12 protein-coding genes are annotated in these 17,405 nt (G+C 44.1%); 3 read left to right on the top strand and 9 right to left on the bottom strand.

Annotation, left to right across the window (positions count from 1 at the left end; all coding sequences use genetic code 11):
- Window positions 1–4: 4 nt before the first annotated feature.
- Complete coding sequence (locus GPUN_RS02005; protein ID WP_006002922.1) at window positions 5–904, bottom strand: histone deacetylase family protein; 900 nt, start codon at window positions 902–904, stop codon at window positions 5–7.
- Window positions 905–1,141: 237 nt separating this feature from the next.
- Here GPUN_RS02005 and GPUN_RS02000 point away from each other — a divergent pair, with 237 nt between their 5' ends.
- Window positions 1,142–2,362 carry an N-acetylglucosamine-6-phosphate deacetylase gene (locus GPUN_RS02000; protein ID WP_040520017.1) on the top strand — a complete coding sequence of 407 codons (1,221 nt, stop codon included), beginning with the start codon at window positions 1,142–1,144 and terminating at the stop codon, window positions 2,360–2,362.
- Here GPUN_RS02000 and GPUN_RS01995 read toward each other — a convergent pair whose 3' ends face one another.
- Window positions 2,363–3,772, bottom strand: a complete 1,410-nt coding sequence (locus tag GPUN_RS01995; protein ID WP_040520067.1) for a mannose-1-phosphate guanylyltransferase/mannose-6-phosphate isomerase — start codon at window positions 3,770–3,772, stop codon at window positions 2,363–2,365.
- Between the two features lie 732 nt (window positions 3,773–4,504).
- Between GPUN_RS01995 and moaB the strand changes: the two genes are divergently transcribed.
- Window positions 4,505–5,038: a molybdenum cofactor biosynthesis protein B gene (gene moaB / locus GPUN_RS01990; RefSeq protein WP_006002914.1), complete on the top strand. Its 534-nt coding sequence runs from the start codon at window positions 4,505–4,507 to the stop codon at window positions 5,036–5,038.
- Between the two features lie 365 nt (window positions 5,039–5,403).
- Here moaB and GPUN_RS01985 read toward each other — a convergent pair whose 3' ends face one another.
- The 7 genes from GPUN_RS01985 to GPUN_RS01955 all read right to left on the bottom strand — a co-directional run bounded on the left by GPUN_RS01985 (window position 5,404) and on the right by GPUN_RS01955 (window position 14,880).
- Window positions 5,404–6,726 carry an NAD(P)/FAD-dependent oxidoreductase gene (locus GPUN_RS01985; RefSeq protein ID WP_006002913.1) on the bottom strand — a complete coding sequence of 441 codons (1,323 nt, stop codon included), beginning with the start codon at window positions 6,724–6,726 and terminating at the stop codon, window positions 5,404–5,406.
- Between the two features lie 251 nt (window positions 6,727–6,977).
- Window positions 6,978–7,685, bottom strand: coding sequence for a TorF family putative porin (locus tag GPUN_RS01980; protein ID WP_006002912.1), 708 nt, complete (start codon window positions 7,683–7,685; stop codon window positions 6,978–6,980).
- Window positions 7,686–7,693: 8 nt separating this feature from the next.
- Window positions 7,694–8,911 (bottom strand): BCCT family transporter, encoded by a 1,218-nt coding sequence (locus tag GPUN_RS01975; protein WP_006002911.1) that lies wholly within the window; start codon window positions 8,909–8,911, stop codon window positions 7,694–7,696.
- A 34-nt stretch (window positions 8,912–8,945) separates the two neighbouring features.
- On the bottom strand, window positions 8,946–10,610 hold the full coding sequence (betA, locus tag GPUN_RS01970; RefSeq protein ID WP_006002910.1) for a choline dehydrogenase: 1,665 nt from the start codon (window positions 10,608–10,610) through the stop codon (window positions 8,946–8,948).
- Window positions 10,611–10,621: 11 nt separating this feature from the next.
- Window positions 10,622–12,094, bottom strand: coding sequence for a betaine-aldehyde dehydrogenase (betB, locus tag GPUN_RS01965; RefSeq protein ID WP_006002909.1), 1,473 nt, complete (start codon window positions 12,092–12,094; stop codon window positions 10,622–10,624).
- A 288-nt stretch (window positions 12,095–12,382) separates the two neighbouring features.
- Window positions 12,383–13,591 carry an amidohydrolase family protein gene (locus GPUN_RS01960; protein ID WP_040520015.1) on the bottom strand — a complete coding sequence of 403 codons (1,209 nt, stop codon included), beginning with the start codon at window positions 13,589–13,591 and terminating at the stop codon, window positions 12,383–12,385.
- Window positions 13,592–13,593: 2 nt separating this feature from the next.
- Window positions 13,594–14,880, bottom strand: a complete 1,287-nt coding sequence (locus GPUN_RS01955; protein WP_040520013.1) for an amidohydrolase family protein — start codon at window positions 14,878–14,880, stop codon at window positions 13,594–13,596.
- Window positions 14,881–15,426: 546 nt separating this feature from the next.
- Between GPUN_RS01955 and GPUN_RS01950 the strand changes: the two genes are divergently transcribed.
- Window positions 15,427–17,292 carry a TonB-dependent receptor plug domain-containing protein gene (locus GPUN_RS01950; protein WP_006002907.1) on the top strand — a complete coding sequence of 622 codons (1,866 nt, stop codon included), beginning with the start codon at window positions 15,427–15,429 and terminating at the stop codon, window positions 17,290–17,292.
- The last annotated feature ends 113 nt before the right edge of the window (window positions 17,293–17,405 follow it).

Here is a 17,405-nt window from a genome sequence, read left to right as displayed (position 1 = left end):
CCTGCTATTTTACCACGCCAGCAGCGCGGTAAAGCTGCAAGTGTACATTGACCAAATCGTCAATGTTTCGCTGGTAACCACCGCCAATCACGGCGGCTACCGGCACACCATGGCGCTTACATGCATCAAATACTAGTTTGTCGCGCTCAAATACGCCTTTAGTGGTGATATTTAAATAGCCTAAATCGTCAGACTCGTGAATATCAACCCCAGCGTCGTATATGACCGCGTCGGGCGAGGCTGAATTGAACGCTAACTGTAGAGCGCATTCTACCGTATACAAATACTCGTCATCAGTCATGCCTCTTTCGAGCGGGAAATCGAGATCTGAATGCTGCTTACGCGCGGGGAAGTTTTTCTCACAGTGCAAAGAAACGGTATAAATTGCATCATTTCCACTTGCTAACAGGGCGGTGCCATCACCTTGATGAACGTCGCAGTCGAAGGTAAGCACCTTGTCGATTCCCTCTTGTTTTAGCATGTGTGTAGCACTTAACACAATGTCATTAAAGACGCAAAAGCCTGAACCGAAATCGGAGAATGCATGGTGGTAGCCGCCGGTTAAATTCAAGGCAAGGCCATGCTCAAGGGCTAATTTGCTGGTTAATACGGTGCCGCCCACCGCGTGTAATGTTCGTTTAACGAACTGCTGCGACCATGGCATGCCTAATCGCCTAATGGCCTTCTGGGAAATAGTACCATCTATGAAGCTATCAACGTACTTGGCGCTATGGGCCACTTTTAAATCTTCTAGTGGTATAGCTTCTGGTGTTAAAAAAGCATTTTCGGACACACCATTTGCGAGCAGTTGGTCTTTAATACCTTGATATTTTTCAATCGGGAAACGATGTTTTGGCGGTAGCGGTAACTGACTGTAAATGGGATGAAATACAAGTGGTATCATAGTGCTCTTATATCAATGTGAATGGATTATTCATTTCACTATTTAAAGTGATATTTTCTCTTTTTAGATCGCTAATTTTTAGTGGTTGTTTTTTTAGCATCATAAATACCGCGATTGCTGACAGCTTATACAGCCGTAATCTGCAGGTTCAAACGCTTGTACAGTTTACTTAGTACCAAACTTATGATTGAATTAAATACTCATACTGTAAGCTATTCAAGCCCAATAAGCGATTCAATGAAAACGTATTTAGTCCAGCATCTCTTCGACGGTGAAAGCCTGCATAACAATATGCATCTAAGTGTCGAAAACGGCCTTATTGGCAGTATTACTAGCGCTGTTAACAGCACACTGAAACCTAGCGCTGTGCTTAAGGGTCTGGTATGCGCGGGTTTTATCGACACCCAAGTGAACGGCGGTGGTGGGGTTTTGTTTAACCATGATCAAAGTCAAGCAGCGCTTCGTAAAATGGTGCAAGGTCATGCTCAATATGGCACCACGGCAATGCTGCCTACCTTAATTACAGACAGTAGTCAGACCATGCAAAAAGCCGCTCATGCCATAGCGCATGCTGTGGCTGAGTCGATGCCGGGTATTGTGGGAATTCATTACGAAGGCCCAAACTTAAGCCTTGAGAAAAAGGGTATTCACTCATCTGAGCAGATAAGGCCGCTTAGCGACACCGATTTAGCCACGTTCACCCGAAAAGACACCGGTAAGGTCTTGGTAACGCTGGCGCCAGAGAGCGTGCCAACTGATGTTATTCGTGACTTAGTCAGCCACGGTGTGGTGGTGTCATTAGGCCATTCAGGTGCCAGTTTAGACACCACAATAGCAGCTATTGATGCGGGCGCGCGGGGTTTTACGCATTTGTTTAACGCCATGTCGGGTCTTACCGCGCGTAATCCGGGGATGATATCAGCGGCGCTGAGCGACCCTCGCGTAAGCTGTGGTCTTATTGTCGACTTGCAGCATGTGCACGCACAAAACTGTGCGCTAGCATATCAGTGTATTGGGCCCCAGCGGCTCATGCTGGTAACAGATGCAATGGCCCATGTTGGTTCCGATTTACAGACACTGCCATGGCTTAACTCTACCATTACTAAAGTGGGTGATAAACTAAGTTTAAATGACGGCAATTTAGCGGGCTCTTGTTTAGACATGAGCGGCTCGGTTAGGAATATGTATAAGCTACTAGTCCAACGCCGTCTGGCGATCAGCCCTAAAAAAGATCAGCAAAACACACTACCCACCGGCGTGCAAAACGACATTTTAGGAAATGTCCTCAATATGGCAAGCTGCGCGCCGGCTAATTTTTTGAACCTGACAGGATTTGGACACCTTAAAGCCGGATATAGAGCTGACTTTGTGCTGCTTGATGAAAACATATACACAAAGGCCTGCTGGATTAAGGGTCAGCAAATAGCGGGCAATAAAGTATCTTTGAAAATAGTCTAGTTACTTAACGCGTCCGTATTTATCAGCGAGACGTACAATATCATCTTCTCCTAAGTAACCACCAGACTGGACTTCAATCAATTCTAGAGAGATTTTACCTGGGTTTTCAAGCGCGTGTATAGCACCAATGGGAATATATACTGACTCATTTTCGGTGAGTAACTGCGTTTCTTCACCAATCGTCACTTTGGCAGTTCCTGACACTACAATCCAGTGTTCAGCGCGATGATGGTGCATTTGCAACGACAGTTTTTCGCCCGGTTTTACACTAATGCGTTTAACCTGATAGCGATCGCCGCTATCAATAGAATCGTAGCTGCCCCATGGCCTGAACACTTCACGGTGAAATTCAAATTCGCTTCTATGTTGGGCTTTGAGCTTATTGACAACATTTTTAATGTCTTGCACTTTATGACGATTCGCCACTAACACCGCATCTTTTGTCTCTACTATTACCACATCGTCAAGCCCAATAACGGATATTAGGCGCTGTTCAGCGTTTATGTAGCTGTTAGTCACGCCTTCTAACATAATGTCACCGATACAAGCGTTGCCGTGTTCATCCTTTTGTTCGTGAGTTTCCCACAGCGAACTCCATGAGCCTACGTCGCTCCAGCCGGCATCTAAGGCCACCATACACGCACTTTTGGTTTTTTCCATAACCGCATAATCGATGGAATCGCTTGGGCACGACTCAAACGCTTCTTTGTTTATTCTAATAAAATCTAAGTCGGCTTCGGTGGTAGCAATGGCGCGCTCGCAAGCTGTATAAATACTAGGGTTGTATTTTCTTAACTCTTGCAGATAAACGCTGGCTTTAAATAAAAACATACCGCTATTCCAAAAGTGTTGTTTGCCATCTAGATACGTTTGGGCGGTTTCTGCATTTGGTTTTTCAACAAATTCAGCCACCTCAAAACCAATATCATTTACGGCGCTGCCGGCTTTTATATAGCCGTAGCCCGAATGAGCCTGTGTAGGGACAATGCCAAAGGTCACTAATTTGCCAGCTAGTGCTAGTGTTTGGGCACTTGCTATGGCCTTTGCAAAAGCTTGGTGCTGGCTTATCAGATGGTCTGCTGCAAGGACTAGCAACAGTGGATCGTCGCCATTTTGAGTTGCCAGCATGGCGGCAACCGCAATAGCGGGGGCGGTGTTTCGGCCAACTGGTTCAAGCACTATGCTGGCATTTTTAATATTGATGGTACGCAACTGTTCAGCGGCTAAAAAGCGATGATCCTCATTGCATATGAGCATAGGCGGATTCATACTTTCGCTGGGTAAGCGTGTAATGGTGTCTTGTAGCATAGTATGCTCACTGGTGAGTGATAAAAATTGCTTGGGTAATGCTGCACGCGATTTTGGCCATAAACGGCTGCCGGTGCCGCCTGCTAGAATAACGGGAGTGATCATAAAGTGTTCTCTTCAAAGCTCTACTTTCAAGCCAACAAATGCAAGTATAAATGTCGCTGTAGTCGCGATTGTGCTGTGTATTAAATGTTAGCCGAGGGATTAAGATTAAAATACTTGATTAAAGTTTAGCATTAATTTTGTTTAAAAGGGTAGCCAATTGGCTAAGGCAAGGGAGCTAAATTAATGCATTAATACAATAGTGTGATTGTGCTTAATTCATGTTGCAAGTTCTTGGGTACCTATTGGGCGACTAATATGGTAACCCTGTGCCAAAGTCGTCTAAGGTCTATCGGTTTGTACGAGTACTGAAATATCAAGCGCAAAAATGTTTTTTAATGATTGAAGGTAGACATCGCCTAAGGGGAAGGCGCTTGCTATGCCATTATTCTAGGGCCTGCTGTCTGTTAGCGAGTTCTAGCATCACAAGCGTTTGTGCTAACGCTAATTGCTCAGTTCAGTTACCAATAATGCTCTTACTCGTGCTGTTCCACACTACTGCAAGCAGCACTATGGTGGTGACAAGGATTAGGTCTGCCAGCATTCTAAATATTTTGTTGTTGAGTGTATTTTTCATAAACTCAGTTTTTCAGCCCTTTTCAGCTTTATTTAAGTTCTTTTGCCATTTTGTAGCTATCGAAACACCGCGCTTTTGGTTTATACCTGCGCTTTATTTATTATACTTAAGTGGTCTGCTACAATGCTAGGAAAGTTTTAACGAGAGCGCTATGCATGGCTACTAACGCCAATCCTACTTTTGAGCCACTCAATGTTGCTGTATTGACAGTGTCAGACACTCGCACTGAAAAAACTGATACCAGCGGGCATTATTTTGATAAAGCGCTTACTGCGGCGGGGCACGTCGTGGCCGATAAGCAAATAGTAATTGACGATATTTACCTGCTTAGGGCGCAAGTGTCGGCATGGATTGCATCCGCTAGCATTCATGCCATTTTGGTGACTGGAGGTACTGGCTTTACCAAGCGAGATTCTACCCCAGAGGCATTGTCGGTACTGTTTGATAAGCAAATTGAAGGCTTTGGTGAGCTATTTAGAGCAAAATCTTTTGCTGAAATTGGTAGCTCAACTATTCAGTCTAGGGCTTTAGCAGGTATTGCTAACAAAACGGTTATATTTTGCTGTCCAGGGTCAACAGGCGCATGCAAAACTGCATGGGGAATTATTCAGCCACAGCTTGATGCAAGTCACCGGCCGTGTAATTTTGTGGGGCAAATAATGGGTGCTTTGGCGGGAAGCTCTTCGTAGCTCCAGAGTAGGTAAGTGGGTGTAAATAATCGGCTGCTTGTTCCTACACAATTTATGCTGTAAGCGGCGCTCGTTTGCAATAGCCAAATTTTATTATTGGTATTTTTCAAACTAAATGTCGCCTCATTACATAACTAACTTGCATTGAGTATCAACTAAGGCTTAAAGCAAATCCTTAGTTCGCATTAGCGCAATTCTATTATTATGTTTGAGGATGCGCAGGCTGTTCGATGCGCATTAAAAGACTAAGCAAACGCCGGCCCAATCAAAATAAAGGGTAAAATAAAACAGGCAGACTTTCCTGATGCCCTTATTGTCAAAATCATCATGAAATTCAAGGCTAATTCAAAGCATCAGATATCCTATCAATGTAACTTTAGATTAGGTCTTAATGTTCTATTTAATCGGCCCACCAGCATAATCAGAAAGGTTTTAAAAAAGCCGAATAAGGCCACTTGATGCATACGATAAAGCGCTATGTATACAATTCTGGCTAAGCGTCCTTCAATAAACATAGTGCGTTTGTTCATACTGCCCATTAGATTACCAACCGAAGTGTAAGACGACAGCGACACAATCGAGCCATAGTCTATGTATTCATATTCTTTGAGTGGTTTCTTAAGCGATATGGCAATGATATTCAACAAGGCATTGTCAGCCATTTGATGCGCCGATTGCGCCCGCGGCGGCACTTTTATACCTTTAGGAGTGATACAGGCCGCGCAGTCGCCAATCGCAAAAATGTTTTCATCTTCGGTGGTTTGCAAAAATGTATTCACCACAAGTTGATTGTTTTTAGCTGATTCAAGGCCGCCAATGCCTTGTAAAAAATTAGGTGCTTTAATGCCCGCGGCCCATACGGTTAGTTGGCTTTCCATTTGTGCGCCGTCTTTGGTCTGAAGGTAACTGTTGGTAACTTCGGTAACAACGGTGTTTACATGTACATTTATGCCTAAGATTTTTAATTCTGCTAGTGCGCTATTTGCGACATGTTCAGGCAGTGGACCAAGAATACGATTTGAGGCCTCTACTAAGTTAATATTCAAGCGTTTTTGAGACACGTGGTCGTAACCGTAGCTTATCAACAACTCAGATGTTTTGACGAGTTCAGCGGCCAACTCAACGCCCGTTGCGCCGCCGCCAATAATGGCAATATTGAGTTTGCTAATGTTTGGGTTGGTCTGAATGCGTAAAAACGCGTTGAGTAAATCAGTATGAAACTGCTCTGCGTTTTCACAGGTGTCTAAAAATATACAGTTTTCTTTAAGGCCTTTAGTGCCAAAATCGTTGGTAACCGAGCCTAGAGCAAATACGAGTATTGAATAAGCAACGCGGGTTTCGCCAACGACCTTCTTTCCTTTTAAGTCGTTTAACTGCTGAATAGACACTTGCTTAAGGTCTTGATTTAAGTCATCAACTTGGCCTAAAAGAAAGGTAAAGCTGTTTTTTGACGCGTGCGATAAATAATCAACGCCGTCTATATCGGCATCTAAGGAGCCAGCCGCTACTTCGTGCAGCAAAGGCTTCCAAACATGCTTTCTGTTTTGATCAATAAGAATAACTTTTTGCGCGCTGCCTTTAAAATATCGCCCCAGTTTGGTTACTAACTCGAGACCACCCGCACCGCCGCCTACAACCACAATTGGTTTATCGAAAGGACGGACTTTAGGCCAAAATTTAGTAAACAAAGTTTTATCCCTAGTGAATGAAATAGCGTCGTAAATTGACGTTCATGTGAATGAGGTTAAGCAAATACTCGCACTTTTGATAGACAAAATTACGCTTCAGATAAATGAAGTAGTAAGCTGTTATATACTATGATAAAAATTGGCCATTTATAACACAAAACCGCCCGTCATAAAGCTCAAGCAACTACAATTTTCACCCAGAATATGCACGTTGATTAGTTTTCAGTATCTCCTAGATTTTGTGCAGATGGTTAAAAGTTAAATGTGCGACTAACCATCGCAACGAGCCGCTCATCGGCCAAGTTATTGTTATTAAGTGTGGTATTCTCGGCGCTTAGCTCTATTGCAAACCCATTCCAGCTAGTTTGATACGCTAGTTTGTAGTGAACATAAGATGTATCGCCATTTGCTTCCCATGCGTACTTATCTTCATCGAGAGATTTTGAGTAGTCAATGCCGACAAAAATCGCGTGGTTTTCTAGAAACGAATAGCGATGGGTTAACATTCCTATAGCATGATCTGCACCCGTGCCAAAGTAATCCCACGTATACCAAAAGTTAAAGCCCGTCGTGCCAAAATCAGCAACACGAGATAATTTAGCGTAAATTTCTGGGTAATTCAGTGAACTGCTATTATTACCACTATGATAAGAATAGTAGGCAATGCCGTAATCAACTCCCCATGTATCGGTAAACTGGATATATTGGCCCACGTAAGGGTCTATTTCTCGGTCGGCAGAAGCGCCATAATCAACGTTAGATGTCCATACGCCGGCGTATATTCCATTGTCGGCGACATAATCTACGCTTCCTTGCAGCGCCGGGTCGTTATTCGTTTGACTAACACCATTAAACATATAGTCAGATGCTAGTGTTATTGTGCCTGACCAATCTGCTTGCACCGCTGTGCTGCACAAAAGCAGTGCAGATGCTATTGGTGCAAAATTACATTTATACATAATGACTCCTATTGAATGCTATCGATTTTCTTAAAATCTAACTTATTCTCTTTAGGTGAAGCACTTATTTTGGTGACCGCATGCCATTTCTGATAAACGATGTAAATCAGACAACAGTAAAAAAGCCCTATGACCAGAGCACCTATCCATTGTATTTTAAGAAAGTCTATTTTAAATAACAGCGTTAATGCCGCCAGTGCAATAACGTTATATAGAATGTATTGCAATTTTCCGAGCCGCTTAGTGGTAAAATTCAAGTTGTCGGTATAAAGACGAATTAACGAGTCGAGTGAATTAATCACAAAAACGATACCTACAAACACCATCGCTACGTTACGTATGCCGGTGGTGTCGAGCCCTGCATCGTGATAATGATATAAAACCGCAAACCAAAGTCCAATAGGAATTGATGGAAATATCATCATAGCAGCCAAGACCTGATAGGCTTTCAAACCACCCACAAAACGCGCCGTGAATTGACCAATCATAATTGACCATGCAAACCACCAGAACAGGTAGAAAGCGTGGTAATCGTTCATGGGAAATAGGAAATGCTGAATATTGGCAAAGTAACCGCCAAGCATTTGTGTTGCTTCGAAATATTCTGCCACCTCGCTGTCACCCCACAAAAAGGCCGCCCCCCACATAAACGCAATTAGTAGCAAAAACATTAACGTGGTTGTCACGCTTAATATGCGGACATATTTTATATCGGTGCTGCTGTAAACGGCTAGGGCAATAGCGGCCAAAACAATTAAATAATATTCAATCACAATGGCTTCACCATCCCCGAAGCTGGGGATATACCATGGCAGGTTTTTTAAAAGTAAAAATGCTGTAAATGCGCAAGTGCCAATAATTACCGTATTGTTAATAACCTTGACCCACGTTATTTCAAAGAACTTTACCTTTGGCTCAATCACGCAAAAATAAAAACAGGTAAGGAAGTAAAAGCTCCATATAAAAAAGCCCCAAAAGCCGAATTCTATCGCAAGGGGGTTAGTAAAACTGTACTCAGGATTATCGCTTGTAGCAGCATACATTGGAAACTCGGTTAGTGGGAACATAATAAGTCCCACATCTAAACCCGATGTAAAGAGGATTGAAATAAAGGTGAATGTTTTAACTGGGGATACGCCAATCATGCGAACACGTCCCCATTTAACTATGATGGCAATAATGGCCACCATAGTAAGAAATATTCCTGCACTTAACCATCCAAGCATTCGTTTTCCCTCTTAATTTATCAACTATAAAAGCTTATAGGTTTGCACTACGCTGTTGCGATCTCCAATTTTGGTCTACCGTTACGCTTACATCTTCTTCGGCTAATGGCGCCTTGCCTAAAATTATGTCTGCCGCTTTTTCGGCGAGCATAATAGTCGGACCGTTGAGGTTGCCATTAGGTATAGTGGGGAAAATAGATGAATCGACAACGTGCAGACCTTCCAATCCTCTGACTCTGGTTTGGGAGTCAACAACCGCCATTTCATCCTCACCCATTTTGCAGCTGCACGATGGATGGTAGGCACTCTCAACTGCTTGGCGAACAAACGCGTCAATTTCGTCATCAGTTTTGACTTCCTCGCCGGGCTGAATTTCGCCACCGCGGTATTCATCAAACGCATCTTGAGCAACGATTTCACGCGTTAGTCTTACGCAAGCTCTGAAGCCTTCAATGTCTTGCTGTTCTTTGAGGTAGTTAAACTTTATTGCAGGAGCCTGGTCTGGGTCTGACGATTTTACTTTCACACTGCCACGGCTTTTAGGCTTATTGTGCCCCACATGCACCTGAAAACCATGGCCATCAAAGGCTTTTTTGCCGTCGTATCGAATAGCTGCAGGCATGAAGTGATACTGCATGTCAGGCCATTCAACACCTGCCTTTGAGCGGATAAAAGCGCAAGATTCAAAGTGGTTAGTTACACCCAAACCTTTTTTGAAAAAGAGCCATTTTGCACCAATAATTCCCTTTGAAATTAAATCCAACTTGCCATTAATAGTGATGGGTTGTTTGCACTTGTATTGAAAATAAAATTCAAGATGATCCTGCAAGTTTTCACCTACGCCAGGTAAATCATGCATTGGTTTGATACCCACGCTCTTTAAATGCTCTGCATTGCCGATGCCTGAGTGCTGCAGCAACTGCGGCGAACCGATAGAACCTGCGCTTAATATAACTTTGTTGTTTGTATGAGCTTCTAGGATGTCGCCAGCTTTTAGATAGCGCACGCCTGTTGCACGTTTGCCCTGAATAAGTACTTTTTGAACCTTTACGTGGGTCAAAATAGTCAGGTTTTTGCGGTTTTTTATTGGGTCTAAGTAGGCGCTTGATGCTGAGCAACGTTTTCCATCTTTCACCGTCATATGCATGGGACCAAAACCCTCTTGCTGACCTGCGTTATAGTCATCAGTAAGAGGATAGCCTGCTTGTCTTCCTGCTTTGATGAACGCGCGGTACAATGGGTTTTGCATCTCGTTGCCGTTATTTATGCCCAATGGGCCATCGCCGCCTCGGTGAGTGTTAGGACCTAAATACCAGTCTTCTGCGCGTTTAAAATACGGTAAACACTGTTGATACCCCCAGTTTTTAGCGCCACTTGCCGCCCACTCATCAAAGTCTTTGGGATGGCCACGCACGTAAACCATGCCGTTGATAGAAGACGAACCCCCTAATACTTTGCCACGTGGACAGTGCATTTCACGATTATCAAGGTAAGGTTCTGGTTCAGAATGAAACTGCCATGCATATTTGTCGCTATTCATAGGAATGGACAGTGCCGTTGGCATTTGAATGAAAATGCTCTTGTCGCTGCCGCCGGTTTCAAGCAACAACACACGGTTTTTCTCGTCTTTACTTAAACGATTTGCCAAAACGCATCCTGCTGAGCCTGCACCGATTATAATATAGTCGTAGGTATTCATATATTGCCTCCTTAAAACGGGCTTTCAAGTTTTATCATGCCCACATAGACGGATTTAGTTTGAGTATATTGGTCAAGCGTTTCGATACCATTTTCCCTACCAACACCTGACATTTTAAAGCCTCCAACAGGCATTTCAGCTGGAGAGGTGCCATAGCTGTTTATCCAGCAGATCCCCGCTTGTAGTTGTTGCGCAACTCTATGCGCGCGCCGAATATCTTTACTCATCACGCCCGCTGCTAATCCCATTGCTGAGTCGTTAGCACGACGGATGACCTCGTCTTCATCATAAAAGCGCAGCACACTCATTACTGGCCCAAATATTTCTTCGCGGCAAATTGTCATGTTGTCTGTGCAGTCTATAAACACGGTAGGCTGAATAAAATAGCCCTTTGGGGCGCTGTCGGGAGAAAACGAATCTCCTCCAGTGAGAAGCTTAGCGCCCTCGAATTTGCCTTTTTGTATGTAGCCCATGACCAAGTCGTGGTGTTCTTTTGAAATCATGGCACCAAAATTTGTGCTGAGATCGAGAGGATCGCCTGTTATTATATTTTGTTCGGTGCGCTCTTTTAGCCGCACTAAAAACGTGTCATAAATTGCGTCATGCACGTAAACCCGTGTACAGTTGGTGCATACCTCTCCTTGAGAATAAAAGTTGCCAAGCATTGCCCCCGATATAGCTTCTTCTATGTCTGCATCGTCGAACACTAGCAGGGGCGATTTGCCGCCTAGTTCCATCGTTACATCTTTAAGTGTGCTGGCGGAGCCTTCCATCACTTTTCGGCCAGTACCAACTTCCCCCGTAAAAGACACTTTTGCAATGTCCTTATGGCCGGTAAGCCAGGCGCCAACCTCGGCTTCTCCGTGCACAACGTTGAATACGCCTGGTGGAACACCCGCATCTATAAATACTTTTGCTAGCTCCGTTGCACCACGAGGGGTTTTTTCTGATGGTTTGAAAATCATGGTATTACCAGCTGCCAGCGCCGGGGCAGATTTCCAACACGCTATTTGTAGTGGATAATTCCAAGCACCAATGCCAGCACATATACCTAAAGGCTCTTTGCGAGTGTAGTAAAAGTCATCGCCTACGCTTTGTTGCTGTCCTGTTTGCGTAGGAGCGAGGCATGCAAAAAACTCAAGCACATCAGCCCCCGTGGCAACGTCTACTTCTGTAGTTTCCTGAAGCGGTTTGCCAGTATCAAGACATTCTATGCGAGCTAGCTCGTTATTGCGTTTACGTAATTCTGAAACCGCACACAAAAGTATTCTACTTCGTTCAACTGCAGGCCTTTGCGACCATAATTTGAACGCTCTTTTAGCACTATCAATCGCTATTTCACGAATATGCTTATCTGCTTCCTCTACAACGTAAAGTAATTCACCTGTAGCTGGATTAAATACATCAAAGGTTTTACCCGATTGATTAGCAGCAAAATCGCCGTCAATAAAATTTAGTAAGGTTTCATTGTTCTTAGGTTTCATGAATTTCTCCATTGACGTTTAATATTCAGGCAATAAGTGATAGTTGCTAATCTAAGTAGGAGAGTGTTGCAAGACTTAGACCGGCTAATCATTTTGTCTTGCAGTGCCATATGTATCGCTGCATAAGCACCCAAGAGCAAGTGACGTATATTAATAGATTGGACAAATAGTAGTAATAATTGCAAACCTTTGTAAATTATACTCAGTGATACAGTAGACAAAGATTAGTCGTTTTTTTGGTGGCTCAGTTGAATGTCTCTATTGTAGGTAGCATTTGCCGGTAATTTATTAGCCGCCTTCGCTCACGCGCTCGCCGTTAATATACACACCGGTAACTTTGCTAATGTACTCAAAGGGGTCACCGTCATAAAGCACTAGGTCGGCGTCTTTACCTTTTTCGATAGAACCAATGTTTTTACTCACACCCCACAGCTTAGCCGGTACAATAGTAGCGGCATTAATAGCGGCTTCTCTATCTAAACCATTTGCAACGGCAATGGCCATTTCCCATAGCAACACACGTGTTTTAGGGACATAGCCTTCATAGCCGCTAGAAAACACAAAAGGTATGTTCGCGGCTTGTAAAAATCGAGTGGCTTCAAGCGAGGCGTTCTCTTTTTGACCGGGTGAGCTGCGCTGCATCGTAGGTGCGGTTATTATGGTTGCTTCAGCTGCTTTAAGAGTATCGCGCATAAGATAGCCTTCAGTGCCGTAATTAATAATAGGCTTTAAGTCAAATTCCTTAGCGATGCGCAAGGCCGTTGCTATATCATAGTCTCTGTGGGCAGTGAACATCGCATCTATGTCACCGGATAGTACTTTTGCCAATGCTTCCATTGCAAGGTCGGGTTTGCGTTTATCTTTATCTTCTTGTATCCACGCTTTGGCTTTATATAAAGACTCGCGAATTAAAGACGCTGTTGCCATACGCGTTGATGGACCTATGTTATCGCCGAAGAAATACTTGGGCGCTTCGCCAAGGTTGAACATCATCGCCGTTTCAGTGCGCAGGGCCATTTGATCTGCGGTTTGTCCATATGTTTTAAACAGTGCCGTTACGCCGCCAACAGGCGCCGCGGGTTGAGGCGTTACGTGAATGGTAGTTACACCAAACTTGCGAGCATGTGCGATGAGTGTTTCATTGGGGTTGAAGCTGTCTAGAATGCGATATTCCGCGCCCATATTGTCAACCTTCTCAAAGGCGTCTTGGTCGGCATCAACATTGTATGCACCGCTTACACCTACTACCGTGTGGCTGTCTATTAAACCTGGGGTAACTACCTTAGCTTCAATAACAGTGGCGTTAGATGGCACTTCAATATTTGTGCCTACCTTATCGATTTTGCCATCTTTTACCACAATGACAGCATCGTTTAATACGCCATCATTGCTGCTAGTATAGAGCGTGTTCGCTTTAATATAAAAAGTTTGCGCGCTGGCAAATGAAACGCATGCGGCAAAAATGAGTGTCGCGATAATCGCTTTAAATACAGTCATAATTATTCTCCCCCTTCAAGTGCAAGGTAGCGATCGCTAATGCGATAGCCGCCGGTGGCAAAGAGTTTATGTTTAGGATTACTGCGGTTATACACTTGTTCTCCATTTATCCACGTTTCTAATACGTTTGAGTATACAGACAGCGGGTCGCCATCGAAAATAGCTAAGTCTGCATCTTTTCCTACTTCAAGTGACCCTACACGATCTGCTATATCAAGCATGTGTGCACCGTTAATGGTGAGCGCCGTTAGAGCGCCTTCTCTTGACAGGCCGCCGCGCATTGCTAGGCCGGCTGTGCGAATAAGAAAACGGCTGTCAATAACACCGTCGTCGCTGTGCAAGGCTAGTTTTACGCCTGCTTTTTCAAGGGTGGCCGCGCCATCAATGCGAAGCTCCATAGTTTCGTGCTTGCCCCCGTGGCTATCAATTAGAATGTGCGATACATAAACGTCTTCTAAGCCTGCGAGCATGTCAGCAAGTTTATAGCTTTCAGTGCCGTGTTGAATAACAAGGCGAAAGCCAAACTCTTTTTGTAGCCTAAGCACGGTCACAATATCATCCATGCGGTGGCTGTGAAAATGCAGTATTCTTTTGCCTTCAAGAATTTCAACCATGGCTTCATTGCCAAGATCAAATTCTGGCGGTGCTACTTTTCGACTTTTGGCGGCGGCTTTTTTCTTTTCTTGATATGTCTTGGCATTATAAAATGCTTCACGGGCCATGGCTGCTGTAGCCATGCGGGTATTGGGTGCTTTGTCACCCTTTGGATTAGTGCCGTTGGCAAATTTCATACCGCCGATGCTGCCCGGTATCAGCATTTCTTCTACAGTATCGCCTGCTAACTTAATGTATATAGTTTGCCCGCCAATCACATTGCCGCTGCCCGGCATCACATTTGCGACAGTTATGCCGCCGGCAAGGGCTACTTTAATGCGGGGGTCGGCTGGGTTGAAGCTGTCTAGAACACGCATTTCTGGATTAACTTTCTTTGAACGCTCATTGATGTCGCCAGCGGCGCCAAGGTGGCTGTGCGTATCAACAATACCTGGCATGATGACTTTACCAGTTGCGTCAATAATGGTCGCACCACTTGGAATAGCGATGTCTTTGCCAATAGCGTGAATTTTACCGTCTTTAAGCACAATGGTGCCGCCTTCTATTGGCGCGCTAGTAATGGGTAGCAGATCAGCGTTGGTGAAGGCGGTAATGTTAGCCTCATTTGCATGCACGAGTGACATGCTCGCCATCAGCGACACCACACCTAGCAATAGCTTTTTACGTGTATTCATGGGTTTCCTTTTTAATTTGCTGTTTCATGCCGCGTTTATTAGCAACATGATGATAGACCACATAGAAACCTACACTACTTGGGAGAAGAATCCAAAGTTAATTAAGTACGTTATTTGCAAATCGATTACATCACGCCATGTCGTAGTGTAGTCGTAAGCAGTGGCTGCTACTAGCAGTATCTGAACCTGTCACCGTTGCGTATTGAGCGATACGTCTCTACCGGTAAGCATCCAATTCACCAAGTAATGTTTCATTTTTCAATATCTTTACCTTGACTCGGTGTGTATGCAGACAAAGATAGTCGAGCACAATGAGCCTGATTTGCGTTAGATTTAAATGAAAGCGGCTAAATGATAAACACAATAGGCGAGAATAGTGTCATTATTGGCAATAAAATTCTTGTTCCTATATATTACCCCCCCCTTTTGGATAGCACCAATATAGAGAATGACGTTTTATGCTGGTTGCCCATATGGATGGGTGAGGCAGCGGAAAAATAATCGTTCGTATTAATAGGTCTAACAGCGTAAAAAGAGAACATTAACATGATTCGAGTTGTACAAGTCGCTCTGCCTGCTTTGTTATTAAGTGTATCGACTTTTTCATCGGCAATTGATGAGCCTGGCAATAGCAATGAAGTAAGTCAAATTGAGAAAATTACGGTTACCGGTTCAGCAACTGCGAACAATAAGCCTGTGGGAACCTTTGGTTCACTAGTTTCAAATTTAGAATACGACCCACGCGTTGACCTGCAGTCGCGCAATATGGCAGAAGCGCAAGCCGATGTGACCATCCGTGGCGGTATTTTCGAAAATACGGGCTTTAGAATAGGCAGCGCGACCTTATTTGACCCACAAACCGGGCATTATTTTGCGGAAATTCCTATTGCTCAAGAAATGCTTAGTGACGCGAACGTGCTAACAGGTGCAGACAACGCGCTTGTCGGTGTTAACAGCTCAGTAGGCACTGTTTCTCGCGACTGGATCCCCATAAAAACCGCAGGTAGCGTTTCTATTGGCGCGGGTAATAACAACTTTAATTTACAGCGAATTTACAGCGGTGTGGTTTTGGCACTAGGTGACGTCAACGATTGGACTATCGGTTTAGAAGTTGAGTTCTCACGCTCCCAAAGCAACGGCACTATAGACAACGGTGACCACGATTTTCAGCGGGCCTCTGGTCGTATTCAGCTAGTTGGGCCGCAGTCACAAACTGACCTGTTTTTTGGCACCCAAGAAAAATTCTTTGGTTGGCCAAACATGTACACACCCTTTAATTTCAATGAAACTGAGGACCTAGACGCGCGACTATTAATACTTAATCATAAACAATTCTACGCACAAGAAAGCACCTTTGAAGTTTCCGCTTATTACCGCCGTCACAACGGGCATTATGTTTTGTCGCGTGAAAACCCTGATATTTTCGAAGCGTTTCACGAGACTGATGTTAAATCGGTAGCCGTGTCTGGTCGCCATGCCCAAACTGCGTCTTTTGCGCTTAATTATTCAGCGCAGTTTATAGCAGACGGTATTAAATCAACCACGCTTGAAAATAACTTTACCTCTCGTCATTATTATAAGGTCAGTGTGTTGCCTGAGTACACGATGGATTTAAACAATGACCAACAGTTAACTTATCGTCTCGGCGCTGCTTTTGACGACACCAACCGCGATAGCTCACAAACGTCACTAATTGGCGATATAAGCTTGAACACAATAAATGCTGACGATACTTCTCAAACGGTCTATCTTTCTTATGCCCAAGCCAGCCAAGTCCCTGGTTATACCGCTATTGGCGGCAGTGACACCGGTGGCTTATTCAGAAGTAACTATAATCTTGCGCGAGAAAAGACTGAAAACCTTGAAGTAGGCTTGGCATTAGAAAGAGACACTTGGCGTCTTGATTCTGCGATTTTTTATCGACAAGATGATGATTTGACCGATTGGACGTATAGCCTTAATTCAAGCTCTGCGCGCTCAGCAAACTCGGTCGATATAAAAACTTTAGGCTTAGAGCTACTTGCCATAAAACGTTTAGATAATGCACAAATAATCACCAGCTATACCTTCCTTGATAAATCAGAAGACTATGGCACTGCTGATATCGATGCTAGCTTTTATGCATTGAACTTCCCCGACCACCGCGTAACCTTAGGGATTATCTGGCGTCCTGCTAATATGATTGAAGTTCGTATTGATAACGAGTGGCGTAAACAGCAAGAAAACACCCTACGAAACGGTGAGGACGACGCTTTATTCACACACCTTACAGTAAAAATATCACCTGAACAGTTTACAGGCCTAGATATTATGCTGGCAGCAGACAATCTTTGGAATGAAGCTTTCGAAGAGATTCCCGGCACGCCTGGGCGAGGAGAACAATACACGCTCAGTGCTACCTACCGCTGGTAGAATTATAATAAGCTTTTTAAGAGTAAAGTAACACTTACCCAGATGTGTAATAATGCCGCTCGCCACATGAATACGAGCGGCAGCCGCGGTTGCTGTTAGTCGTAAATTTAGTA

It is taken from the genome of Glaciecola punicea ACAM 611 (assembly GCF_000252165.1).
GTDB lineage: Bacteria > Pseudomonadota > Gammaproteobacteria > Enterobacterales > Alteromonadaceae > Glaciecola > Glaciecola punicea.
Note: the sequence above shows the minus strand (reverse complement) of the source record. Positions and strands in the feature narration are given on the sequence as shown.